Below are 20542 nucleotides of genomic sequence, written 5' to 3'. Positions count from 1 at the left end.
TTCGGTAGTTTTTTCATCGCTCCATCCTCTCAAAGGTTGGAGTCTCCGAGAAACCCGGGGCGGTTCAATGGCATCAAACGCAGCGGGTTCGCCATTGAATTGTTTGCCACCCAATTCTCGAGACAGGGCGAACAGATCATCAACTACATCGAAAAAATGGATTTTGCCAGACAACTGGACCTGACCGTTGCCGATTTAAACATTGAAGAGGTCCGTAACACTGCGCCGGTACCACTGGGTGAAACCGATCAGAGGGTGTGTATCACGCTGGCAGAGTTTCTGAAGAAAACGGCGTCACAAATAAAAAACCATCAGCACGCTGCGCAAACCCTGGCGGACCACATCGATACGTTCAGCACCGTCCTGAGCGTCCAGCTAATTCCCGGCATCAATGACAAGGTGAAACTGGCAAATTGTTCTGATCTGGACCAGCAGATCCAGGATCTGGAAAAAGATATAGAACAACTGACGACGGAAATCGAGCAGAAAAACAACGAGTATAAAACCGCCCTGTATAATATTGCCTGGGGTCTTTTCGGCGGGGCCATCGGGGTCGCTATCACGGGGGGCATTTTTGGCGCCCAAGCGGAGGAAATCCGAAAAGAAAAAAATCGAATGGTGGCTTCCAAGAACCAGAAAGTTCAAAAACTCAAAGAAAAATCTCCTTTGTCAGCCGCCGTGCGCAGCCTGCAAATACTGTTTGAAGACATGAATATTCGTATGATGGACGCTCACCAGAGCGCCACCCATTTGAAAGACCTCTGGACCATGCTGGCGGCGTATATCGACCGTTCTGCCAGTGAACTTTCAGCGATCACGACTGATCAGGCGCTGATGATTTTCGCTATGCAGTTTCAAGGGGTAGTCACACCATGGCGGGAAATAAGAGGCATGGCAAATCAGTTACTCAAGATATTTGATAGTGCACTGGATCAGTTTCAACGCGAACAGCAATCCGGCAAGAGAGGACAATGATCATGAGCACTGAAACCCTGAGTGAGCCGTTGGTCCTCCCCCCTCCTGACAATAAAGTCATGACAGCCGCCCGCCAGAATATTCTTGCGCAGGTGAGCACTTTGAAGCTGAACTTTCTGCCGGCCATGAAAGAAAAAATGCTGCCGCTTCAAGACGCATTGATTAGCGCAGACAAGGTCTATCGCCAGGAACTGGCCAATATCACCGTGCAGTTGAATACTGTAAACCTGAAACCGATCGATCAGAAACAACAACTGATTGAGGCCGACGCAACGCTCAGCGACAAACAGAAACAACAAGCGATCAACCTGCTGAACGGGCAGCGCATTCGCCAGGTATCGAATATCACAGCAGCGGTACGCCGCAGCGCGGCGGCCATTGCCGAGCACAGCGACAATGTGGCGCAGATAAACCTGACGCTGGAAAGCAATCGTTTGCTGGAAACACTCCAGCAACAGATCGACAGCATCACCCAACGATCAGCCACGTTAGAAAGCGCAATGGCTTTAATCGCTGAAGACCGACGCCTGCTTGACGCAACGATCAGTACGCTTGAAAAGTACAACATTGCCGACCTGTTCAAGGAACTACTGCCTACCCAGGAGGAGCTACAGCTCATCATCACACCATCGCCAGAACTTGCGCTGGTCTCCGCAGGGATTGCCAGACTCGAAAAACTACTCGACAAGATCAGCAGCGCCCTGACTTACCTTGATCTTACTCGAGAACGCGACAGGCTGAGGTCGCGCTATAACGCCCTGCTCGACGACTCCCGCATGTCTACCCAGGAAACAAAGGTAATCAAGGAAAAACTCGACGAGTTGACAGGGCTCGCTGGCGTCGCTCAGAGCAAAGCACTTTGGGTACAAGAAGCGAAAAAGGTTTATCAATCGCTCTATCATTTTCTTGATCAGATAACATCGCCAGGTGATGCTTCGGCGTTGATCAGCCAGCATGTCGAACAACTGAAGACCTACATAAAATCGTTTTATGACGTAAAACGTATCGTCTGACCCGGACGATTTTCAAGCAAGGCAGATCTCGATAAAATCGACATCTGCCTTTTGCCGTTACCCCAACACCACCAGCCGATTCGGCAGCTCATTCCTGCCGTGCGTCACTGGAACGTGATCGGCAAGCAACTCGCCACAGGCATGGATACAGCCAAGAAACCCCTGCAAGGTCTGCCCGTCTCTGACCTGCTGGGTAAATACGTCGACCATCGCCTTCCAGGTATCGTCATGCAGACGACTGGCAATGCCATGGTCAACCAGAATTTCGACATACCGTTCGGCCTCACTGACAAAAACCAGAATGCCGGTTCCGTCATGGGTCTTGTGCAGGTTTTGTTCAAGAAACTGCCGACGTGCCAGATTTCCGGCTCTCCAGCGCCGAACCGAAAGCGGCACCAGCAAGGCCGACACGTTCGACACGCGGCAGACCAGCGCCACAACAATGAACGTACTCATTTGCGCCAGCATCAGTTCGTCCGCGCTCAACCACTGAACGCAGTAATTGACCGTGCCCGGCAGCAGCAGGCCGATCAACCCGGCCCAGATCAGCGGCATGTACGCGTAGTCGTCGGCACGAGCAGCCAGTACCGTAACCAGTTCGGCATCGGTGCGCTGCTCGACTCGATCAATCGCTTCGGCGACCTGCCGCTGTTCATCTCTGTTCAATAACGCCATGCTTCCCTCATTGACCAATCGATCCGCTACCAGTTGCCCGAAGCCCCGCCACCGCCAAAGCGACCGCCATTGCGGTCAGCGGCCCTGTCACGTGCAGGCCGGGCAACGGCCCCGCGTTTGATACTGATGATCACGATGCCCAGCACGATGAGGGTCAGAACAATCGCGATCAGCCAGACCTGATCGTCACTGGCCTGCTCTTCATATTCGGACATTTGTCTCGTCGGTTCGGGATAATCCGGTATCTGACCGCCCAAAGCCGCGATAACCGCCCGTGTACCGCGCTCGATGCCGACCGCAAAACGATTGTCGTCAAACTCGGGCGTCATCAACATATCGATGATCAAGGAGGCCTGGGCTTCATTGAAACGATCCTTCAGGGCAGCACCGACTTCCATGAATACCTTGCGCTTGTCACGGTAAACCACCAGCAGAACGCTGTCGTCTTCGCCGTGCGGCCCAAGGCTCCAGGCGTCACCGAGTCGGGCTCCGAACTCTTCGATGCTCGTACCTTGCAGATCGGCCAGGGTCACCACTACAACGCGCTCGCCGGTGGCTTGCTCGTGGGCACGCAGAAGTCTGGCCAGACGAACTGTGGTCTGACTGTCGAGCATTTGTGCAGCATCGACCACACTGCCGGTCATTGGCGGAAAAACCAGCGCGGTTGGCTCCGCCTCGGCACGCAACCCACCTCCCAATAGCATCACCACGTACAACATCCATTGTGAAACAGACTTCAAAATCAGACCTCCGGTGCTTTTTTGAAACTATTGAAACGACACGCCTTAGCCAAAACACAAGTTCCCCGGCATAATCCATCGCCAACGCCTGATGCGGTCAATAATTGATCGAACAGGGTTTGTACAAAAATCAATCAAACCACCATTTTCGTACATACCTTGGGGGGACTTCGTACAGTGAAGCGGATGGCAACTATCCTTGCGCCCTGTACGAACCATAACGCCAAAGGTCCATAACCCAAAAACTGGCTGTCGGACATTAAACGCGAGTTGCTGACAAAAGCCTTGAGAAATCATTCATGAATAAGCTGTGTTTATTAGGTTTGCTGGTCGGGATGGCCAGTCAGTCGGTGATGGCCCAAAGCGCCGCCGCCACGGACAAGACAACGCTTCAAGCCAAGAATGCCTTCATCGGCAAACTCATGAAACAAATGACCCTGGACGAAAAGATCGGCCAGTTGCGTTTGATCAGCATCAGCGCCGACATGCCACAGCCGCAAATTCTCAAGGAAATTGCTGCCGGAAGAATCGGCGGCACGTTCAACTCCGTTACCCGTTCGGAAAATCGTCCGCTGCAGGAAGCTGCTGTCGCCAAAAGCCGTCTGAAAATTCCGATGTTTTTTGCCTACGACGTGGTTCACGGTCATCGTACGATTTTCCCGATCAGCCTGGGCATGGCCGCCAGCTGGGACATGGACGCCGTCGCACTGATGGGCCGGGTTTCGGCTAAAGAGGCAAGTGCTGACAGTATCGACATGACATTCGCGCCCATGGTCGATATTTCCCGCGATCCACGCTGGGGCCGCAGCTCCGAAGGCTTTGGCGAGGACACCTACCTGGTGTCACGCATTTCCGATGTGATGGTCCGGTCTTTCCAGGGCAAGAACATCGCAGCCAATGACAGCATCATGGCTGCCGTCAAGCACTTCGCTCTGTATGGCGCGGTCGAAGGCGGACGCGACTACAACACCGTGGACATGAGCATGACGCGCATGTATCAGGACTACCTGCCGCCCTACAAGGCTGGCATCGATGCAGGAGCTGGCGGCGTGATGGTTGCGCTCAACTCGATCAATGGTGTCCCGTCGACCGCCAAAAAATGGCTGATGCAGGATCTGCTGCGCAAGGACTGGGGCTTCAAGGGCGTGACCATCAGCGACCATGGCGCGATCAAGGAACTGATCGACCACGGCGTGGCCAAGGACTTTCGCGAGGCCGCCAAGCTGGCGATCAAGGCTGGTGTCGATCTGAGCATGAACGACGTGGCCTATGGCGAGCAGTTGCCCGGGCTGGTCAAGGACGGCGAGGTTTCCATGAAGGAAATCGACAGCGCCGTGCGTGAGGTACTTGGGGCAAAATACGACATGGGCCTGTTCGCCGCCCCTTACGGCCGAATCGGCGTCGCTGCCGATGACCCGGCAGACACCTATTCCGACGACCGCCTGCACCGTGCCGAGGCTCGCGATGTTGCGCGCAAGACACTGGTGCTGCTGAAGAACCAGAACGACACGCTGCCGTTGAAGAAACAAGGCACCATCGCGGTTATTGGTGGATTGGCTCAAAGCCACCTCGACATGCTCGGCAGCTGGTCGGCAGCGGGCCGTGCCAATCAGTCGGTCACTGTCTATGAAGGGCTGGCCAACGCGGTCGGCGACAAGGCCAAACAGGTTTACGCCCGTGGTGCCAACGTCAGTGACAACGAGCACATCCTCAACTATCTGAACTTCATCGAGAAGGAAGTCGAGGTCGACCCGCGTCCCGCGCAGGAAATGATCGACGAAGCGGTCAAGGTCGCCGAGCAGGCTGATGTGATTGTTGCCGTGGTAGGCGAGTCGCGCGGTATGTCTCATGAGTCGGCCAGCCGCAGCAGCCTGAACATTCCGGGCAAGCAGCGTGACCTGATCAAGGCACTCAAGGCCACGGGTAAACCACTGGTGCTGGTGTTGATGAATGGCCGTCCCCTGGTACTGGTCGACGAGCAGGAACAGGCCGATGCCATGCTCGAAACCTGGTTCCCGGGCACCGAAGGCGGCAACGCGGTGGCGGATGTACTGTTCGGCGACTACAACCCGTCGGGCAAGCTGGCCATGTCGTTCCCGCGCTCGATCGGTCAACTGCCGGTCTACTATGCACACTTGAATACCGGCCGTCCGTATCGTGAAGACAAGCCGGGCAACTATACCTCGCACTATTTCGAGGAGCCCAATGGCCCGCTGTTTCCGTTCGGTTACGGTCTGAGCTATACGCAGTTCGACGTCTCGGACATCAAGCTGTCTGACGCCAGCATGACGCGCAAAGGCAAGCTCACTGCCAGCGTAACCGTGAAAAACACCGGCAAGGTTGCAGGCGCGACCGTGGTGCAGTTGTATCTGCATGATGTGGCTGCGTCGATCAGTCGCCCGGTGAAAGAACTGAAGAACTTCGAAAAAGTGATGCTTGAGCCTGGCGAGGAAAAAGTCGTTAACTTCACGCTCAGTGAAAACGACCTCAAGTTCTACAATAGCGAGCTCAAGTACGCTGCGGAACCTGGTGAATTCAAGGTCATGATCGGCCTGGACTCGCAGACCGTGAAAGAAGCGTCCTTCAATCTGTTGTAACGCTCGTCCATGGCGCGTTCGCAGGCATTGATCTGCAAACGCGCCAGCGGAGTCCGATCAGGCCGCAACATGACGCTCAAGCATCGTTACTGGCGCATTACCCTGTACATGCTGCTGATCATGGCCGGTGCGGTGCTGTGCGCCGGGCTTGCGATGCATCAGGCCCAGCGTCACGCGCTATCAGAAGATGCGGTGCGTGCCGAAGGGCAACTGGCACTGTATGCCAATACCCTGCATACCCTGATCGAACGTTATCGCGCCCTGCCCTCTGTTCTGGCACTGGACCCGGAGATACGTGCGGCGTTGAGCGGTCCGGTAGCCGCTGACGTGCAGAACGCGCTCAATCTCAAGCTGGAAAAAATCAACAATACGGCGCATTCATCGACGCTTGAATTGCTCGACCTGCACGGTCTGGCGATCAGCGCGAGCAATTGGCGTGCCCCCAACAGCTATGTCGGCCACAACTACGGCTTTCGCCCCTACTTTCTGCAAACACGGGCTCAGGGTACCGGGCGCTTTTACGCGGTCGGTGTGACCACCGGAATCCCTGGGTACTTCTTGTCCAGTGCGGTGGTGAACGATACGGGTGCCTTCATCGGTGCGATGGTCGTGAAGCTGGAGTTTCCAGACCTTGAGCAGGAGTGGGGCCAAGGTGACGACCTGCTATTGGTCAGCGACGAAAAAGGCATCGTTTTCATTGCCAATCAATCGGGCTGGCGCTATCGGGAACTGCTGCCTATTTCTGTAGAGGACCGTGCCGACCTGCTGCGCACTCGCCAATACGACAAGAAGGTACTTTCCCCGCTGCGCAGTCGGGTCATGGACAGCTTCGGCAAAAACAGTCATTTGAGCCGTGTAGAAGGCCCGGATGGCACCACGGATTATCTCTGGCAGTCGCTGCCGCTGCCCGATGAAAACTGGACCTTGCACCTGTTGCGCAAGCCACCTACGTCCAGCGAGGACATTCGCAATGCGGGCATCGCCGCAGCGGGTATCTGGCTGGCACTGTTATTTCTGGCGCTGTTTCTCTATCAGCGCTGGCGACTGGCGCGATTACGGGAGCGCAACCGGGACGAACTGGAGCGTCTGGTGCAGGAGCGCACCCGTGATCTGCAAACCGCGCAGGACGGTCTGGTGCAGTCGGCCAAACTGGCGGCACTGGGGCAGATGTCGGCAGCGCTGGCCCACGAAATCAACCAGCCGCTGACTGCCCAGCGCATGCAACTGGCGACCGTGCGACTGCTGCTGGATCAGGGCCGAATCGATGAAGCCTGCAAAGCGCTGGTTCCAGTCGATCAACAACTGACACGTATGGCCGCCTTGACCAGCCACCTGAAGACCTTTGCCCGCAAGAGCCCCAGCGGTTTGCGCGAAAGACTGGACCTGGCCACGGTAGTCGATCAGGCCTTGCTGTTGCTCGACCCACGCCTGCGCGAGGAGCACATAGACTGCGTGCTGCATCTGTCACGTCCCGCCTGGGTGCGTGGCGATGCCATACGTCTGGAGCAGGTGCTGATAAACCTGCTGCGCAATGCACTGGACGCCATGCGCGAGCGCCCGTCCAGGCGCCTTGAAGTGCGTATCGACGCCATCGACAAGCAATGGCGGCTCAGCGTCAAAGACAACGGAACGGGGATCGCCGAAGAAAACCTGGCCAGTATTTTCGATCCGTTTTTCACCACCAAACCTGTGGGCGATGGTCTGGGCCTTGGTCTGGCCGTGTCCTACGCCATCATTCACGAACTGGGCGGGCAACTGACGGCGCAAAATCATGCCGAAGGTGCTGTGTTCTGGTTCAGCCTGCCCAATGACTTTCTGGAGACCTGACCCGACATGTTGAACGCGGTCATCGTGGTAGACGACGAGGCTCCCATTCGGCAAGCCGTCGAGCAATGGCTGACGCTGTCGGGGTTTGAGGTGCAAGTCTTCGCCCGTGCCGAGGAGTGCCTGGCAAAACTGCCGGAACATTTCCCCGGTGTGGTGCTGACCGACGTACGCATGCCGGGCATGAGTGGTCTGGAACTGCTAAGCCGCCTGCAAGGCATGGACCCGGACCTGCCGGTCATCCTGCTGACCGGCCATGGTGATGTGCCAATGGCTGTAGAGGCGATGCGCGAAGGTGCCTATGATTTTCTGGAAAAGCCCTTCAGCCCTGAAACGCTGATCAGCAACCTGCGGCGCGCGCTGGAGAAACGCCAACTGGTGCTGGAAAACCGCCGTCTGCATGAACAGGCCGATGCCAGAACCCGACTGGACGCCACGCTGCTCGGCGTGTCGCCCAGCCTGCAGACCTTGCGCCGTCAGGTGCTGGAGCTCGCGCAACTGCCGGTCAATGTAATCATTCGGGGGGAAACCGGCAGCGGTAAGGAACTGGTCGCTCGCTGCCTGCACGACTTCGGGCCGCGCGCCGGCAAACCTTTTGTTGCGCTTAATTGCGCGGCCATCCCGGAACATCTGTTCGAAGCCGAGTTGTTCGGGCACGAAAGCGGCGCGTTTACCGGTGCACAGGGTAAACGTATCGGCAGACTGGAGTATGCCGACGGCGGCACCGTGTTTCTTGACGAAATAGAGAGCATGCCCATGGCGCAACAGGTCAAGCTGCTACGCGTTCTGCAAGACAAGCGCCTTGAACGGTTGGGCTCGAATCAGAGTATTGATGTCAACTTGCGGATCATTGCTGCGACCAAACCGGACCTGCTTGAAGAGGCCCGCGCCGGGCGCTTCCGTGAAGATCTGGCCTATCGCCTGAACGTTGCCGAGCTGCGCCTGCCGCCGTTGCGCGAACGCCTTGAAGACATCGCGCAACTGTTCAGCCACTTCGCCCGAGCAGCCGCCGAGCGTATGGGCCGCGAATCGCCCGCCCTGAGCGCCGCACGCCTGAGTCAGTTGCTCAGCCATGACTGGCCTGGCAACGTACGCGAGCTGGCCAATGCGGCTGAGCGGCAGGCGCTGGGCCTGGAACTCACCTCGCCGCAGCCCGATACTCAATTGCAGGGACACTCTCTGGCAGCACGCCAGGAAGCCTTCGAAGCACAATGCCTGCGCGCTTCGCTGGCCCGTCACAAAGGTGATATCAAGGCTGTGCTCAACGAGCTGCAACTGCCGCGACGGACGCTGAACGAGAAAATGCAGCGCCATGCTCTGGTACGGGAAATGTTCCTGAACTGATGGCTGCGCACATCCTGTATGGCTTCTTCCGGCGATAACCGAACATTTCCCGCGCTGCCGGGTCTGCATACTGTCCCGGCTATGTAAGGCCGTGATGGCTGGATAGTTTAAAGGCATAATGACATCATTCCCGCCTTGCTATTCAAGCTCACATTGGCAGTCCGAAAGTTGGGGCATTTTCTACCGTGAATACTCCCCTCGACCTCCCACTGGGAGGCGGCGATATGGGCCGGCTTATCCGAGAGACAGACTGGTCGACGTCTGCGCTGGGACCGAAGCAAGCATGGCCTGCAGCGTTACTGTCATCAATGAACCTGATGCTCAGTTGCCCTGACAGCATGTACCTGCTTTGGGGGGCGGACTTTGTCCTGTTCTTCAATGACGCCTATTCCCAGGTTTTGCCCGTTGCAGCAGAGCAGGCACAAGGACAACCCATTGCCTCGGTGTGGGGTGATGCCTGGGAGGCCGTGCGCCCACTGGCTGAGCAGGCGCTTGGTGGACACAGCCGCCGGTCTGACGATATTCAGCGCACCATTGTGCGCAACGGCAGGCCCGAGCAAACCTGGTGGTCCCTTTCCTATTCGCCGCTCTACGGCGATAACGGCCTGATCGAGGGTGTGTTCTGCCGGGTCAATGAAACCACCTCCCAAGTCATTGCCCAGGTCCGGCAAAATGAAAACGAAGCGTTTACCGACCGTGTTCTGTCGAGCATCAATGATTGCATCAAGGTGCTGGACCTCGATTCGCGCCTGACCTTCATGAGCGAAGGCGGCCAGCAGATCATGGAAGTCAGCGATTTCAATGCGATTCGCGGCTGCCCCTGGCCCGATTTCTGGCAGGACCAAGGCAATCTGGACGCCATCGCGGCTGTCGAAGCGGCCCGCGCGGGTCAGAACGCCAGTTTCATGGGATCGGCGAAAACTCTGACGGGCACAGTCAAGTGGTGGCATGTGCAAGTCAGCCCGATTTTCGGCAAGGACGGCAAGCCGGAGAAAATCCTGTGTGTGTCCCGTGACATGACCCAGCTCCGAGACGCTGAACAAGCGCTGATGTCTCTCAACGAAACGCTCGAGCAGCGCGTGATTGAGCGCACCCGTGATCGTGATCGCATCTGGCGCCTGTCGACTGACCTGATGCTGGTGGCGCAGTTCGACGGCATTATCTCGGCAGTCAATCCGGCCTGGACTCAAGCTCTCGGCTGGTCGGCAGAACAACTGCTCGACAGCCAGTTCCTGGGGCTGGTGCACCCCGAAGACGTGGACAGTACGCTGGCCGCCATGAGCGGACTGGAAAATGGCCAGACCATTCCTCACTTCAAGAATCGCTATCGCCACCTGGATGGTTCGTACCGGACCATCTCGTGGACTGCCGTACCGGACAAACAATTCATCCATGCCGTCGGCCGTGACATTCAGGCCGAAGAAGAAGCCAATGAAGCGTTGCGGCTGTCCCAGGACGCCTTGCATCAAGCGCAGAAACTGGAGGCTATCGGCCAACTCACTGGCGGTGTGGCGCACGACTTCAATAACCTGTTGACGGTGATCCGCTCCTGCAGCGACCTGTTGAAGGCACCTAACCTTGAAGAGCATCGCCGTGTGAAGTACGTCGAGGCGATTTCCAGTACGGTAGACCGGGCGGCTCGCTTGACCGGTCAGTTGCTGGCCTTTGCCCGCCGTCAGGCCTTGCAGCCGGAAGTGTTCGATGTCTGCAAGAGCGTAGCGCGTATTGGCGAGATGATGGATACGCTCACCGGCGCACGCATTCAGGTGAACATCGACCTGCCTGCCGAGCCGTGCTTTATCTTCGCCGATGGCAGCCAGTTCGACACTGCGCTGGTCAACATGGTGGTTAACGCCCGCGATGCAATGTCGGGCGCAGGCCGACTCAGCATAAAAGTTAAATGCGCTGCCTGCCCCACTGCCGATCAGCCCGCCTCACTCAGCGATGGCGATTATGTGACGGTGTCGCTGACCGATACCGGCGCGGGTATCGCCAAAGAAAAACTGGGCCTGATCTTTGAACCGTTCTACACCACCAAAAGCGTGGGACAGGGTACAGGGCTGGGGTTGTCGCAGGTATTCGGCTTCGCCAAACAATCGGGCGGCGAAGTGCTGGTTGAAAGCGAACTGGGCAGAGGCAGCTGCTTCACGCTGTGCCTGCCGAGTGCAAAAAATCACGAAGTCGTCGCGCAAGACAAGCATTACGCGCCCATCGCGTTGCCCGGTCTGTGCGTTTTGATGGTCGAGGACAATCAGGACATCGGCACTTTTACCCGACCGATGCTTGAGCAGCTTGGCTTTCAGGTGCTATGGGTCAAAAGTGCCGCCGAGGCCCTGCATGAATTGTCCGGTAACCCGGAAAACTTTCATGTGGTGTTCTCGGATATCGCGATGCCCGGCATGAGCGGGCTGGAACTGTCTGCCGAAATCGAGGCGCGTTACCCCTGGATGCCGGTCGTCCTCACCACCGGTTACAGCACTGAATTTGCGACGATCGCCAAGGACGAGGCACACCGCTTCGACCTGTTGCAAAAGCCCTATTCCAGAGAAGATCTGGCGGCGATCCTGCACAGGGCGGTGAGCCGTACCGGGGAACAATAATCCCGAAAAGGCATCCTGAGGCAGGACGCAACCAGGTATTCCCGACGCATAAAACGAAGACAACACCGGTTGCCTTGATTCAGAATCACGCAAAATATTGCAACAATCCTTGAGCAGGGAGCATTTTTGAGATGATCGTCGGTATTGACCTGGGCACCACCAACAGCCTGGTGGCTGTCTGGCGCGACGGCAGCAGCGAGCTGGTTACCAATGCGTTGGGAGAGACGCTGACTCCAAGCGTTGTCGGACTGGACGACGAAGGGCAGATTCTGGTCGGCAAGGCGGCGCGCGAACGTCTGCAAACTCACCCGGAAAAAACCACGGCGCTATTCAAACGTTATATGGGCAGCGCTCAGGAGATTCGCCTGGGATCTGCCACCTATCGTCCGGAAGAGTTGTCCTCGCTGGTACTCAAGAGTCTTAAAGCCGACGTCGAGCGCGCGTTTGGCGAGCCTGTCACCGAGGCGGTGATCAGCGTTCCGGCGTACTTCAGTGACGCTCAGCGTAAAGCGACGCGCATTGCCGGTGAGCTGGCCGGCCTCAAGGTCGAGAAGCTCATCAACGAGCCGACAGCGGCAGCCCTGGCCTATGGACTTCATCAGAAGGAAGGCGAAACCTCGTTTCTGGTCTTCGACCTGGGTGGCGGCACGTTCGACATCTCGATCCTCGAACTCTTCGACGGCGTGATGGAAGTGCGTGCCAGCGCGGGCGACAACTTTCTGGGGGGTTAAGATTTTGACCGCCTGCTGGTCGAGCACTTTCTGACCCTGCACCGAGATGAGCAGGACTTCCCCGGCAAGGAACTGGTAACGCCTTCGCTACGACGTGAAGCCAAGCGCGTGCGCAAGGCGCTGGGCCAGGAAAACAGTGTCGATTTCGTGCTGCGCCATGCCGACCGCGAATGGCGCAAGACAATCACGCAAGAGCAGATGAATGATCTGTTTGCGCCTCTGCTGGCCCGCCTGCGCGCGCCTATCGAGCGAGCCTTGCGCGATGCGAAAATTCGCGTCGCAGATCTGGACGAAATCCTGCTGGTGGGCGGCACTACACGTATGCCGCTGATCCGCAAACTGGCCGCGGGGATGTTCGGCCGTTTTCCGGCCATCACACTCAACCCGGATGAGGTTGTCGCGCAGGGTGCTGCAATTCAGGCAGCACTCAAGCAGCGCGATGCGGCGCTGGAAGAAGTCGTTTTGACCGACGTGTGCCCCTACACCCTGGGTATCGAAACCACACAATACGTGTTCAACGGCTATCAGTCCGGGCATTACCTTCCGATCATCGAACGCAACAGCGTGGTACCGGTCAGCCGGGTGCGTACCGTAAACACGGTTGCCGACAACCAGGAGCACGTTCTGCTGCGGATCTTTCAAGGTGAAAGCCGCCTGGTCAAAGACAACATCGCGCTGGGCGAACTGAATATTCCCGTGCCGAAAGCCAAGGCTGGCGAGGTCGAACTGGACGTGCGTTTCACATACGACAACAACGGCCTGCTGGAGGCCGACGTGCGGATCCAGATGACCGGCGAAAATCACAAGCTGGTTATCGAGAACAACCCCGGAGTCATGACACCCGGCGAAATCCGTGAACGACTCAAGGTGCTGGAAGCACTCAAGGTTCATCCTCGCGAACAACAGGTCAACACTCACCTGACAGCACGTCTGGAACGGCTCTATCAGGAGTATCTGGGCGAGGCACGTGAAACCATCGGAGTCTGGGCTGCACAATTCCAGCGCGTGCTGGAAACCCAGGATGACCGGCAGATCAATGAACTGCGCAAACAGCTTGAACAGGAAGCAGACCGTTTCGAACGAGGTGAATGGTGACGGCAATGGATTGCTGGAGCGTACTGGATCTGGGCCATGATGCCGACGAGCGCAGCATCAAGCGCCAATACGCCAGGCTGTTGAAAACCACGCGTCCCGACGACGACCCGGCTGCCTTTCAGGCGCTGCGCGATGCTTACGAGCAGGCTCTGGACTGGGCAAGAAATCGTGCCGAAGACGATGATGAGGGCAGTGACGTCTGGTCAAATGCTGGCCAGCCCCTCGAATCGCTGCCCCTTGATGAGCCTGTATTGGTAGTCCGACCGGACCATCGACAGGTACACCCCGCATTCGACATGGCCGAGCCTCCTGCCCGCCCGGCAGTAGAGTTGAGCTGGTATGAGCAAGCCAGTCAGACCACACCGGAAAACCTGCACTCACAACGTCAGATAGCCCAGGATCAAGGCTGCGATGAGCTCTTCCAGCAACATCTGGCCCGGCGTTGCCTGCTGGACCCGGAGAACAATCAGGCGCTGATCAAGGCCGCCGTCGAACAACTGCATTGGCTGACACCCTGGCAAAAAGTACAGCTCAGGACTCATCAGGCGCATCGGCTGACTCAGGCACTGCTGGACAGCTCGCTTGAGTCATTTCATGCCATGCTCGAAAACAACGAGGAACGTGCCTTTCTCGATACGCTCAAGGCACTCCGGCAGCAGCCATGGCTGACATCATTTGATCGCCAGGAGCAACTTGAACAGTGGACCATGACACTGCTGCTCAACAACCATGACTGGTCCCCTGCCCTGTTCGAACGCGTGAGCAGCCTTTTTGCCTGGGATCAGAAACATGACGTGTATGCAGGGCCGCTTTCCCTGTGGATGAATCTGGTCCAGCGTTGTGAAAAGAAGGCATTCGTCGCACGTCAGCAGAAACTGCTCGAAGCCTCACAAGACAGTCCCGAGACCATGGCTGCGCGTCTTCTTCTGCAACCACCACCCCTGGATGAAAGGCTGCGACTGGCAAGGCACGGTAATCAAGAGCTGTGGCAAGCCTGCGAAAAACTGGCGTCCGACCTCACTCACCGATTCCCGGATGCCATACAAGAATTCCCGGACGCCGACGTACAATCCTGGCGTAAATTGCCTGAGCAGGTGTCATCCAATTTCAATCTCAGGGCCTATTTTTTCGGCGTATTGACGATCTTCACGACGGCATCACTGGACCCTTCCGGCAGCAACGCCACTTGGTACGAAATAGCTGGCCTTGCGCTGACCGCGCCGATTTTCCTCTTGCTTGTCATCCATATATTCATGTCGTTCTGGCGCCCTTTCGCTGAGCGTATCAAGCCGGTGGATACGCGCTGGAGTGCGCGCTTGCTGCCCGATTACCTGAGCTGGCCCGGTTATCAGGCGCTGGCGCTGCGCAACGGTATTCCTATCGTCACGCTAGGCTATATCTGTGTACAGAAAGGGCCCGTACTGGCAGCGCTGTATGGCGCTGTCCTGCTGCTATGGATCGTGCTGTCGCCCTACCGGATTTCAGGTTTTCAGGACGCCATCTCCATCAGAACCGGAGGCTGGGATAGCGTAAAAGCCTTCTGCGTCAGAAATACCTTCAAGGCAATCATGATCGTTCTGGGTCTGATGCTCGCTTTCGTCGTGGGCGTGATTGTGTTCGGGCCGGCACGCGGTCACTAACCTCGCTTGAGCACCCATCGGCAAGAATCCGCTTATCTATTTTGTACAGATAAGCGGATTCTCGCTCATCAAAATCTCGCAACCGCTCTAGAACAGGCTCTCATGGTGTGGCACAGCTCCTGCTATGTCACAGGCAGGGCAGCCAATGCCTCCTTCCAAAAATAATGAAAAACAAGGAACACCATGGAAACTTCCAATCCCGCCTCCCGTGGGTCGGCTGCTACTGCTGCCGGCCAAAAAACCACTTCCAGCCGTTTAAAATCCATTTTCAGCGGCTCGGTCGGTAACATGGTCGAGTGGTACGACTGGTACGTCTACGCCGCTTTCTCGCTGTACTTCGCCAAAGCGTTCTTCCCCAAGGGCGACACCACCGCACAGTTACTCAACACGGCCGCGATTTTTGCCGTCGGCTTTCTGATGCGGCCTATCGGTGGCTGGCTGATGGGGCTTTACGCTGACTACAAGGGGCGCAAGGCTGCGCTGATGGCATCGGTGCTGCTGATGTGTTTCGGCTCGCTGATCATTGCCCTGACCCCGGGCTATGAGAGCATCGGCGTCGGTGCCCCGATCCTGCTGGTGTTCGCCCGACTACTGCAGGGCCTGTCTGTCGGGGGTGAATATGGCACCTCGGCTACCTACCTCAGCGAAATGGCCACCAAGGAACGTCGCGGCTTCTTTTCCAGCTTCCAGTACGTCACGCTGATTTCCGGCCAACTCATCGCGCTGGGCGTGTTGATCGTGCTGCAGCAGACGCTGACCACCGAGCAACTGTATGCCTGGGGCTGGCGTATCTCGTTTGTCATCGGTGCCCTGTGTGCAGTCGTCGCGCTGTTTCTGCGTCGTGGCATGGAAGAAACCGAGTCGTTCACCCGCAAGAAAAAGGAAAAGGCCAAGGAAAGCCTGATGCGCACATTGATGCGTCATCCCAAGGAACTGATGACCGTAGTCGGTCTGACGATGGGCGGGACCCTGGCTTTCTATACCTACACCACGTATATGCAGAAGTATCTGGTCAACACCGTCGGCATGAGCATCACCGACTCGACCTCGATATCAGCCGCGACGCTGTTTCTGTTCATGCTGTTGCAGCCGGTGATTGGCGCCCTGTCCGACAAGGTCGGGCGGCGTCCGATCCTGATTGCGTTTGGCGTACTGGGAACGCTGTGTACCGTACCGATCCTGACCACGCTGCATACCATTCAGACCTGGTGGGGCGCGTTCTTCCTGATCATGGCGGCGCTGATCATCGTCAGCGGTTACACATCGATCAACGCAGTGGTCAAGGCCGAGCTGTTTCCGACCGAGATCCGTGCGCTGGGTGTCGGCCTTCCATACGCACTGACGGTGTCGATTTTCGGTGGTACTGCGGAATACATCGCACTGTGGTTCAAGAGCATCGGCATGGAAACCGGCTACTACTGGTACGTAACCGCTTGCATCGCCTGTTCGCTGCTGGTGTATGTCTTCATGAAAGACACGCGCAAACATTCGCGGATCGAGACAGATTGATCCCCCTTCATTAACCCGCTTGAGTGGCATGCCAACGCCTGAGTTGGCGTGCCGTTTCCACACCGGTGTGAGGAACATCAATATCGGTTACATCGATACAACTGCCATCAATGCCCCCTGGAGCGACATGAGCACTTGCTACAAAGTGTTTCAATACAGTGCACACTTTCGAGACCAATCAGCGATAAGACATTGAAAAAATTACACTTCCATTTTGTCAAGAGGCTTTATTACAAGATTTTTCAAAACATGCACTTCAATAATGCAATATCGCCCACAAAGCCCGAAATCAGAGCATTACAGCCAACTATCATTTTCAGCGATGGTCGCTAGCAATCCGATTAACTTCTTAATAATCCGCTGGCGCGTAGCATTGCCTCCATACCGGGATGACAACTCACCCGACACTCATTGGAGACATCATCATGAAAACCACTAAATTGATCTTCGGCCTGGCTTTCTCTGTTCTGGCTTCCAGCGCCTTTGCACTTCCAGTCACAACTATTCAAAGCGATATGTCCCGCTCGACCATCGTTGCTGAAGGCGGCACCAAACACACTAACGTCGGTTCAATTCGCGTAGCTGCTGACGGCGCAGACCGTGTCGGTCCAAATCGTCAGGCTGCCGATGGTGCAGACCGTGTCGGTCCAAATCGTCAGGCTGCCGATGGTGCAGACCACGTCGGTGCCAACCGTCTGGCCTCTGATGGCGCGGACCGTGTCGGTGCAAACCGTCAGGCTGCCGATGGCGCAGACCACGTCGGTGCCAACCGCCTGGCCGCTGATGGCGCAGACCACGTCGGCGCCAATCGTCTGGGCTGATAGTCCACGCAACACCCCAAGCCCGGCCGATGTCGGGCTTCTTCATGTCTGGCGCAGGCTGAAATACACGCTACTCTGGCATCCTCTGCAAATGCGCAGCACTATGTCCGCACCCTATAGAGCCCATCAGGAATCAAGCATGTCAGACGCTATTCACTCCTACGAGCCGTCCAAGGGTCACGGCCTGCCGCATGACCCGTTCAACGCGATTGTAGGCCCACGCCCGATCGGCTGGATTTCATCGCAGGATGCCAACGGCAAATTGAATCTGGCACCCTACAGTTTCTTCAATGCCTTCAACTACGTGCCCCCCATCATTGGGTTCTGTAGCGTTGGTCGCAAGGACAGTCTGAATAACATCGAGCAGACCGGTGAGTTTGTCTGGAATCTTGCGACCCGCTCGCTGGCCGAAGCCATGAACAAGAGCTGTGCTCCGGTAGCGCCGGATGTCAGCGAGTTCGAACTGGCCAACCTCACGCCGCTGGCCTCTCATATCGTCTCGGTCCCACGTGTGCTTGAGACGCCGGTGTCGTTTGAATGCAAAGTCACGCAGATCATTCAATTGCAACGCGCCGACCAGGAACTGGTGCCCAGCTGGCTGATTCTGGGCGAAGTGGTAGCCGTACACATCGAGAAATCCCTGCTCAAGGACGGTGTTTATGACACCGCAGCCGCCGAGTCGATCCTGCGTGGCGGCGGTCCTGCAGATTACTTCCAGCTTGGGCCGGAAGCGCTGTTCAAGATGTTTCGCCCAGGCGCCTGATCAGGAATCGCCCCATACAGGCTCGCCCTCGGCATCAATGTCGATCAGCCGCTGCAGCTCCTGTACAGCGGCCAGGTCGGCATCATCGGCGGTCTTGAATTTCTGATCCGGCAGCAGCGCATGAAAGCGCGGCGCTCCGCCTGCACCCAGCGCCTTGATGGCAATTGCCGCGTTGTACCCCTGCTCGGAAGGAATGACTGCCGACACCACTTCAAACCCGTTGTATTCCTTGCGTGCCATGCGTATGGACCACCCTGCTCATAAATCAAAGCGCGAATTCTAACGCGTCTTCCAGGGCATTCGTCACGCAGCAAACGCAGATGATGACTACCGACGCAAACTCCAACCTTGTCCTACACTTTAATCAGTTCTTTCAAACTGCTCTGTAGCCGAGGTAAGGAGTGCGTCATGAAAGTCAGAACAAGAAAATGCATGGTTGTCGTCGGTGCTCTAGCGGTCCTGGCGGTATACACCGCAGGGGCCTATCGTAACGAGCTGGCTCGTCAGGCCCCACAGGTCGCCAGTTGCACGTTTGGCCATTGCGTGCCGACCGACGCAACCTTCAGCGCCTTGCGATGACGCTTGTGTAGCGTGAATTGCGTCATCGTTCAGCAAAGGCAGCTATCGATTAGCAAGCTATCGGATTAGACTGGTCAGACTCTCCCGCCTCACTTGCGGCGGGTCAACACTGCCATCAGGTTTTGCCTTGACCAGTCTTACTCAAACGCCTCCGGCCATTCGCAGCATTCTGTTCGCGTTGATGATGGCGGTATTGCTCAGCGCTCTGGATCAGACCATCGTTGCTGTTTCGATGCCTGCCATTTCCGCCCAGTTCAGGGACATCGATCTGCTGGCGTGGGTCATTTCCGCGTATATGGTTTCACTGACCGTTGCAGTGCCGATCTACGGCAAGCTGGGCGATCTTTACGGACGGCGTAAACTGATGCTGTTCGGCTTGGGGCTTTTCACCCTCGCCTCGCTGTTCTGTGGCATGGCGCAGAGCATGGAACAACTGGTGCTGGCGCGCGTCCTTCAAGGCATCGGTGCAGGCGGTATGGTTTCGGTAAGCCAGGCAATCATCGCCGACATTGTTCCGCCTCGTGAGCGGGGCCGCTACCAAGGCTACTTCAGCAGCATGTACGCCGTGGCCAGCGTCGCAGGCCCGGTCTTGGGCGGCTTGATGACCGAATACCTGTCCTGGCGCTGGGTGTTCCTGATTAATCTGCCCTTGGGAGCAGCCGCGCTGATCGTCGCATATCGAACCCTGGTCGGCCTGCCAGTGCCGCAGCGCAAACCGATTATCGACTACCTGGGTACGGTGCTGATGATCATCGGCCTGACCGCGCTGCTGCTGGGAATTACCGAAATTGGGCAGGGGCATGGTCTGGGCGATTTCGAGGTTCAGTTGTTACTGGGCACCGCCCTGCTGACGCTGGGCATTTTCGTCTGGTACGAACGCCGTGCCGCCGAGCCCCTGTTGCCCATGCACCTGTTCACCAATAAAAGTGCCGTGCTTTGCTGGTGCACGGTGTTCTTTACCAGTTTTCAGGCTATTTCCCTGATTGTCCTGATGCCGTTGCGTTACCAGACCGTCACCGGTGGCGGTGCAGACAGTGCCGCCCTGCACCTGCTTCCGCTGGCGATCGGCATGCCGATGGGTGCCTATTTCGCCGGGCGACGCACCGCGCAAACCGGGCGCTAGAAACCGCTTATTCTGACCGGGGCGTTGCTGATGCCCATCGCGATTCTGGGCATGGCCTTTACGCCTCCCCAATCGCTGATAGCGATGAGCCTGTTCATGGTCCTTACCGGCATCGCCACCGGCATGCAGTTCCCCACCTCATTGGTCGGCACCCAAAACTCGGTTCAGCCAAGGGATATGGGCGTGGCCACCAGCACAACCAATCTGTTCCGCTCGCTGGGGGGGTGCAGTAGGCGTGGCATTGATGTCGGCGCTGCTATTGGCTATGTTGCAGCATACCGGTGTCGGCCTGCTCGGCTCGGGAGCACTGGGTGGCGAAGGCAGCTCCGGTAATGTCCTGCTCGACAGCCTTAATGCAGCAACCGGACCGGCACTGGAAACACTGCGAGCCGAACTGGCGCTGACCTTCAGAAACCTGCTGATCACCAGTGCGGCCATTTCGCTGCTCGGCCTTGCCGCAGCCGTAGCAATGCCCAATACGCTATTGCGAGGCCGGGATTAGCTCGACGCGCT

Annotated in this window: 14 protein-coding genes and 2 pseudogenes; 13 read left to right on the top strand and 3 right to left on the bottom strand. The window is 57.2% G+C overall.

Annotated features, from left to right (window positions below):
* On the top strand, positions 1–975 hold a 975-nt coding region (locus tag AO277_RS20595), incomplete at its 5' end, for an alpha-xenorhabdolysin family binary toxin subunit A (protein ID WP_257214240.1).
* Positions 972–1988 carry an alpha-xenorhabdolysin family binary toxin subunit B gene (locus AO277_RS20590; RefSeq protein ID WP_044318686.1) on the top strand — a complete coding sequence of 339 codons (1017 nt, stop codon included), beginning with the start codon at positions 972–974 and terminating at the stop codon, positions 1986–1988. The genes AO277_RS20595 and AO277_RS20590, both read left to right, overlap by 4 nt.
* Before the next feature lie 57 nt (positions 1989–2045).
* Here the strand turns inward: AO277_RS20590 and AO277_RS20585 are convergent, their stop codons facing one another.
* Together AO277_RS20585 and AO277_RS20580 are read right to left on the bottom strand one after the other, a co-directional pair.
* Entirely contained in the window at positions 2046–2663 is a 618-nt protein-coding gene (locus tag AO277_RS20585; RefSeq protein ID WP_004664032.1) for a TPM domain-containing protein, read from the bottom strand.
* A gap of 26 nt (positions 2664–2689) precedes the next feature.
* Positions 2690–3382: a TPM domain-containing protein gene (locus tag AO277_RS20580; RefSeq protein ID WP_031594831.1), complete on the bottom strand. Its 693-nt coding sequence runs from the start codon at positions 3380–3382 to the stop codon at positions 2690–2692.
* A 320-nt stretch (positions 3383–3702) separates the two neighbouring features.
* On the opposite strand from AO277_RS20580, the gene bglX reads away from it, so the two are divergent.
* From bglX to AO277_RS20535, 9 genes and pseudogenes are all read left to right on the top strand, one after another.
* Positions 3703–6000: a beta-glucosidase BglX gene (bglX, locus tag AO277_RS20575; protein ID WP_044318687.1), complete on the top strand. Its 2298-nt coding sequence runs from the start codon at positions 3703–3705 to the stop codon at positions 5998–6000.
* Positions 6001–6069: 69 nt separating this feature from the next.
* The gene (locus AO277_RS20570) at positions 6070–7827 is read left to right on the top strand and encodes a sensor histidine kinase (protein WP_044318696.1); all 1758 of its coding nucleotides are present in this window, start codon (positions 6070–6072) and stop codon (positions 7825–7827) included.
* A gap of 6 nt (positions 7828–7833) precedes the next feature.
* Complete coding sequence (gene mifR / locus AO277_RS20565) at positions 7834–9168, top strand: two-component system response regulator MifR (RefSeq protein WP_005753830.1); 1335 nt, start codon at positions 7834–7836, stop codon at positions 9166–9168.
* A gap of 224 nt (positions 9169–9392) precedes the next feature.
* The gene (locus tag AO277_RS20560) at positions 9393–11768 is read left to right on the top strand and encodes a PAS domain-containing protein (RefSeq protein WP_080899241.1); all 2376 of its coding nucleotides are present in this window, start codon (positions 9393–9395) and stop codon (positions 11766–11768) included.
* Between the two features lie 131 nt (positions 11769–11899).
* Positions 11900–13594 (top strand): annotated as a pseudogene (locus tag AO277_RS20555) (molecular chaperone HscC).
* 5 nt (positions 13595–13599) lie between these two features.
* Entirely contained in the window at positions 13600–15234 is a 1635-nt protein-coding gene (locus AO277_RS20550; protein ID WP_044318698.1) for a J domain-containing protein, read from the top strand.
* Positions 15235–15417: 183 nt separating this feature from the next.
* A complete protein-coding gene (locus AO277_RS20545) occupies positions 15418–16743 on the top strand; it encodes an MFS transporter (RefSeq protein WP_044318688.1) in 1326 nt (441 codons plus the stop codon).
* A 425-nt stretch (positions 16744–17168) separates the two neighbouring features.
* Positions 17169–17564, top strand: coding sequence for a hypothetical protein (locus AO277_RS20540; protein ID WP_044318689.1), 396 nt, complete (start codon positions 17169–17171; stop codon positions 17562–17564).
* Positions 17565–17703: 139 nt separating this feature from the next.
* The gene (locus tag AO277_RS20535) at positions 17704–18327 is read left to right on the top strand and encodes a flavin reductase family protein (protein ID WP_044318690.1); all 624 of its coding nucleotides are present in this window, start codon (positions 17704–17706) and stop codon (positions 18325–18327) included.
* Here AO277_RS20535 and AO277_RS20530 read toward each other — a convergent pair whose 3' ends face one another.
* Positions 18328–18567 (bottom strand): hypothetical protein, encoded by a 240-nt coding sequence (locus tag AO277_RS20530; RefSeq protein WP_002554955.1) that lies wholly within the window; start codon positions 18565–18567, stop codon positions 18328–18330. It lies immediately after the preceding gene.
* Between the two features lie 168 nt (positions 18568–18735).
* On the opposite strand from AO277_RS20530, the gene AO277_RS28615 reads away from it, so the two are divergent.
* Together AO277_RS28615 and AO277_RS20525 are read left to right on the top strand one after the other, a co-directional pair.
* A complete protein-coding gene (locus tag AO277_RS28615; protein WP_004664028.1) occupies positions 18736–18906 on the top strand; it encodes a hypothetical protein in 171 nt (56 codons plus the stop codon).
* Between the two features lie 127 nt (positions 18907–19033).
* Positions 19034–20531: pseudogene (locus tag AO277_RS20525) on the top strand (MDR family MFS transporter).
* Positions 20532–20542: the final 11 nt, after the last annotated feature.

The sequence above is a fragment of the Pseudomonas amygdali genome (genome assembly GCF_002699855.1).
GTDB lineage: Bacteria > Pseudomonadota > Gammaproteobacteria > Pseudomonadales > Pseudomonadaceae > Aquipseudomonas > Aquipseudomonas amygdali.
The sequence above is the reverse complement of the archived record's forward strand: the minus strand, read 5'-3'. Positions and strand labels throughout refer to the sequence as shown.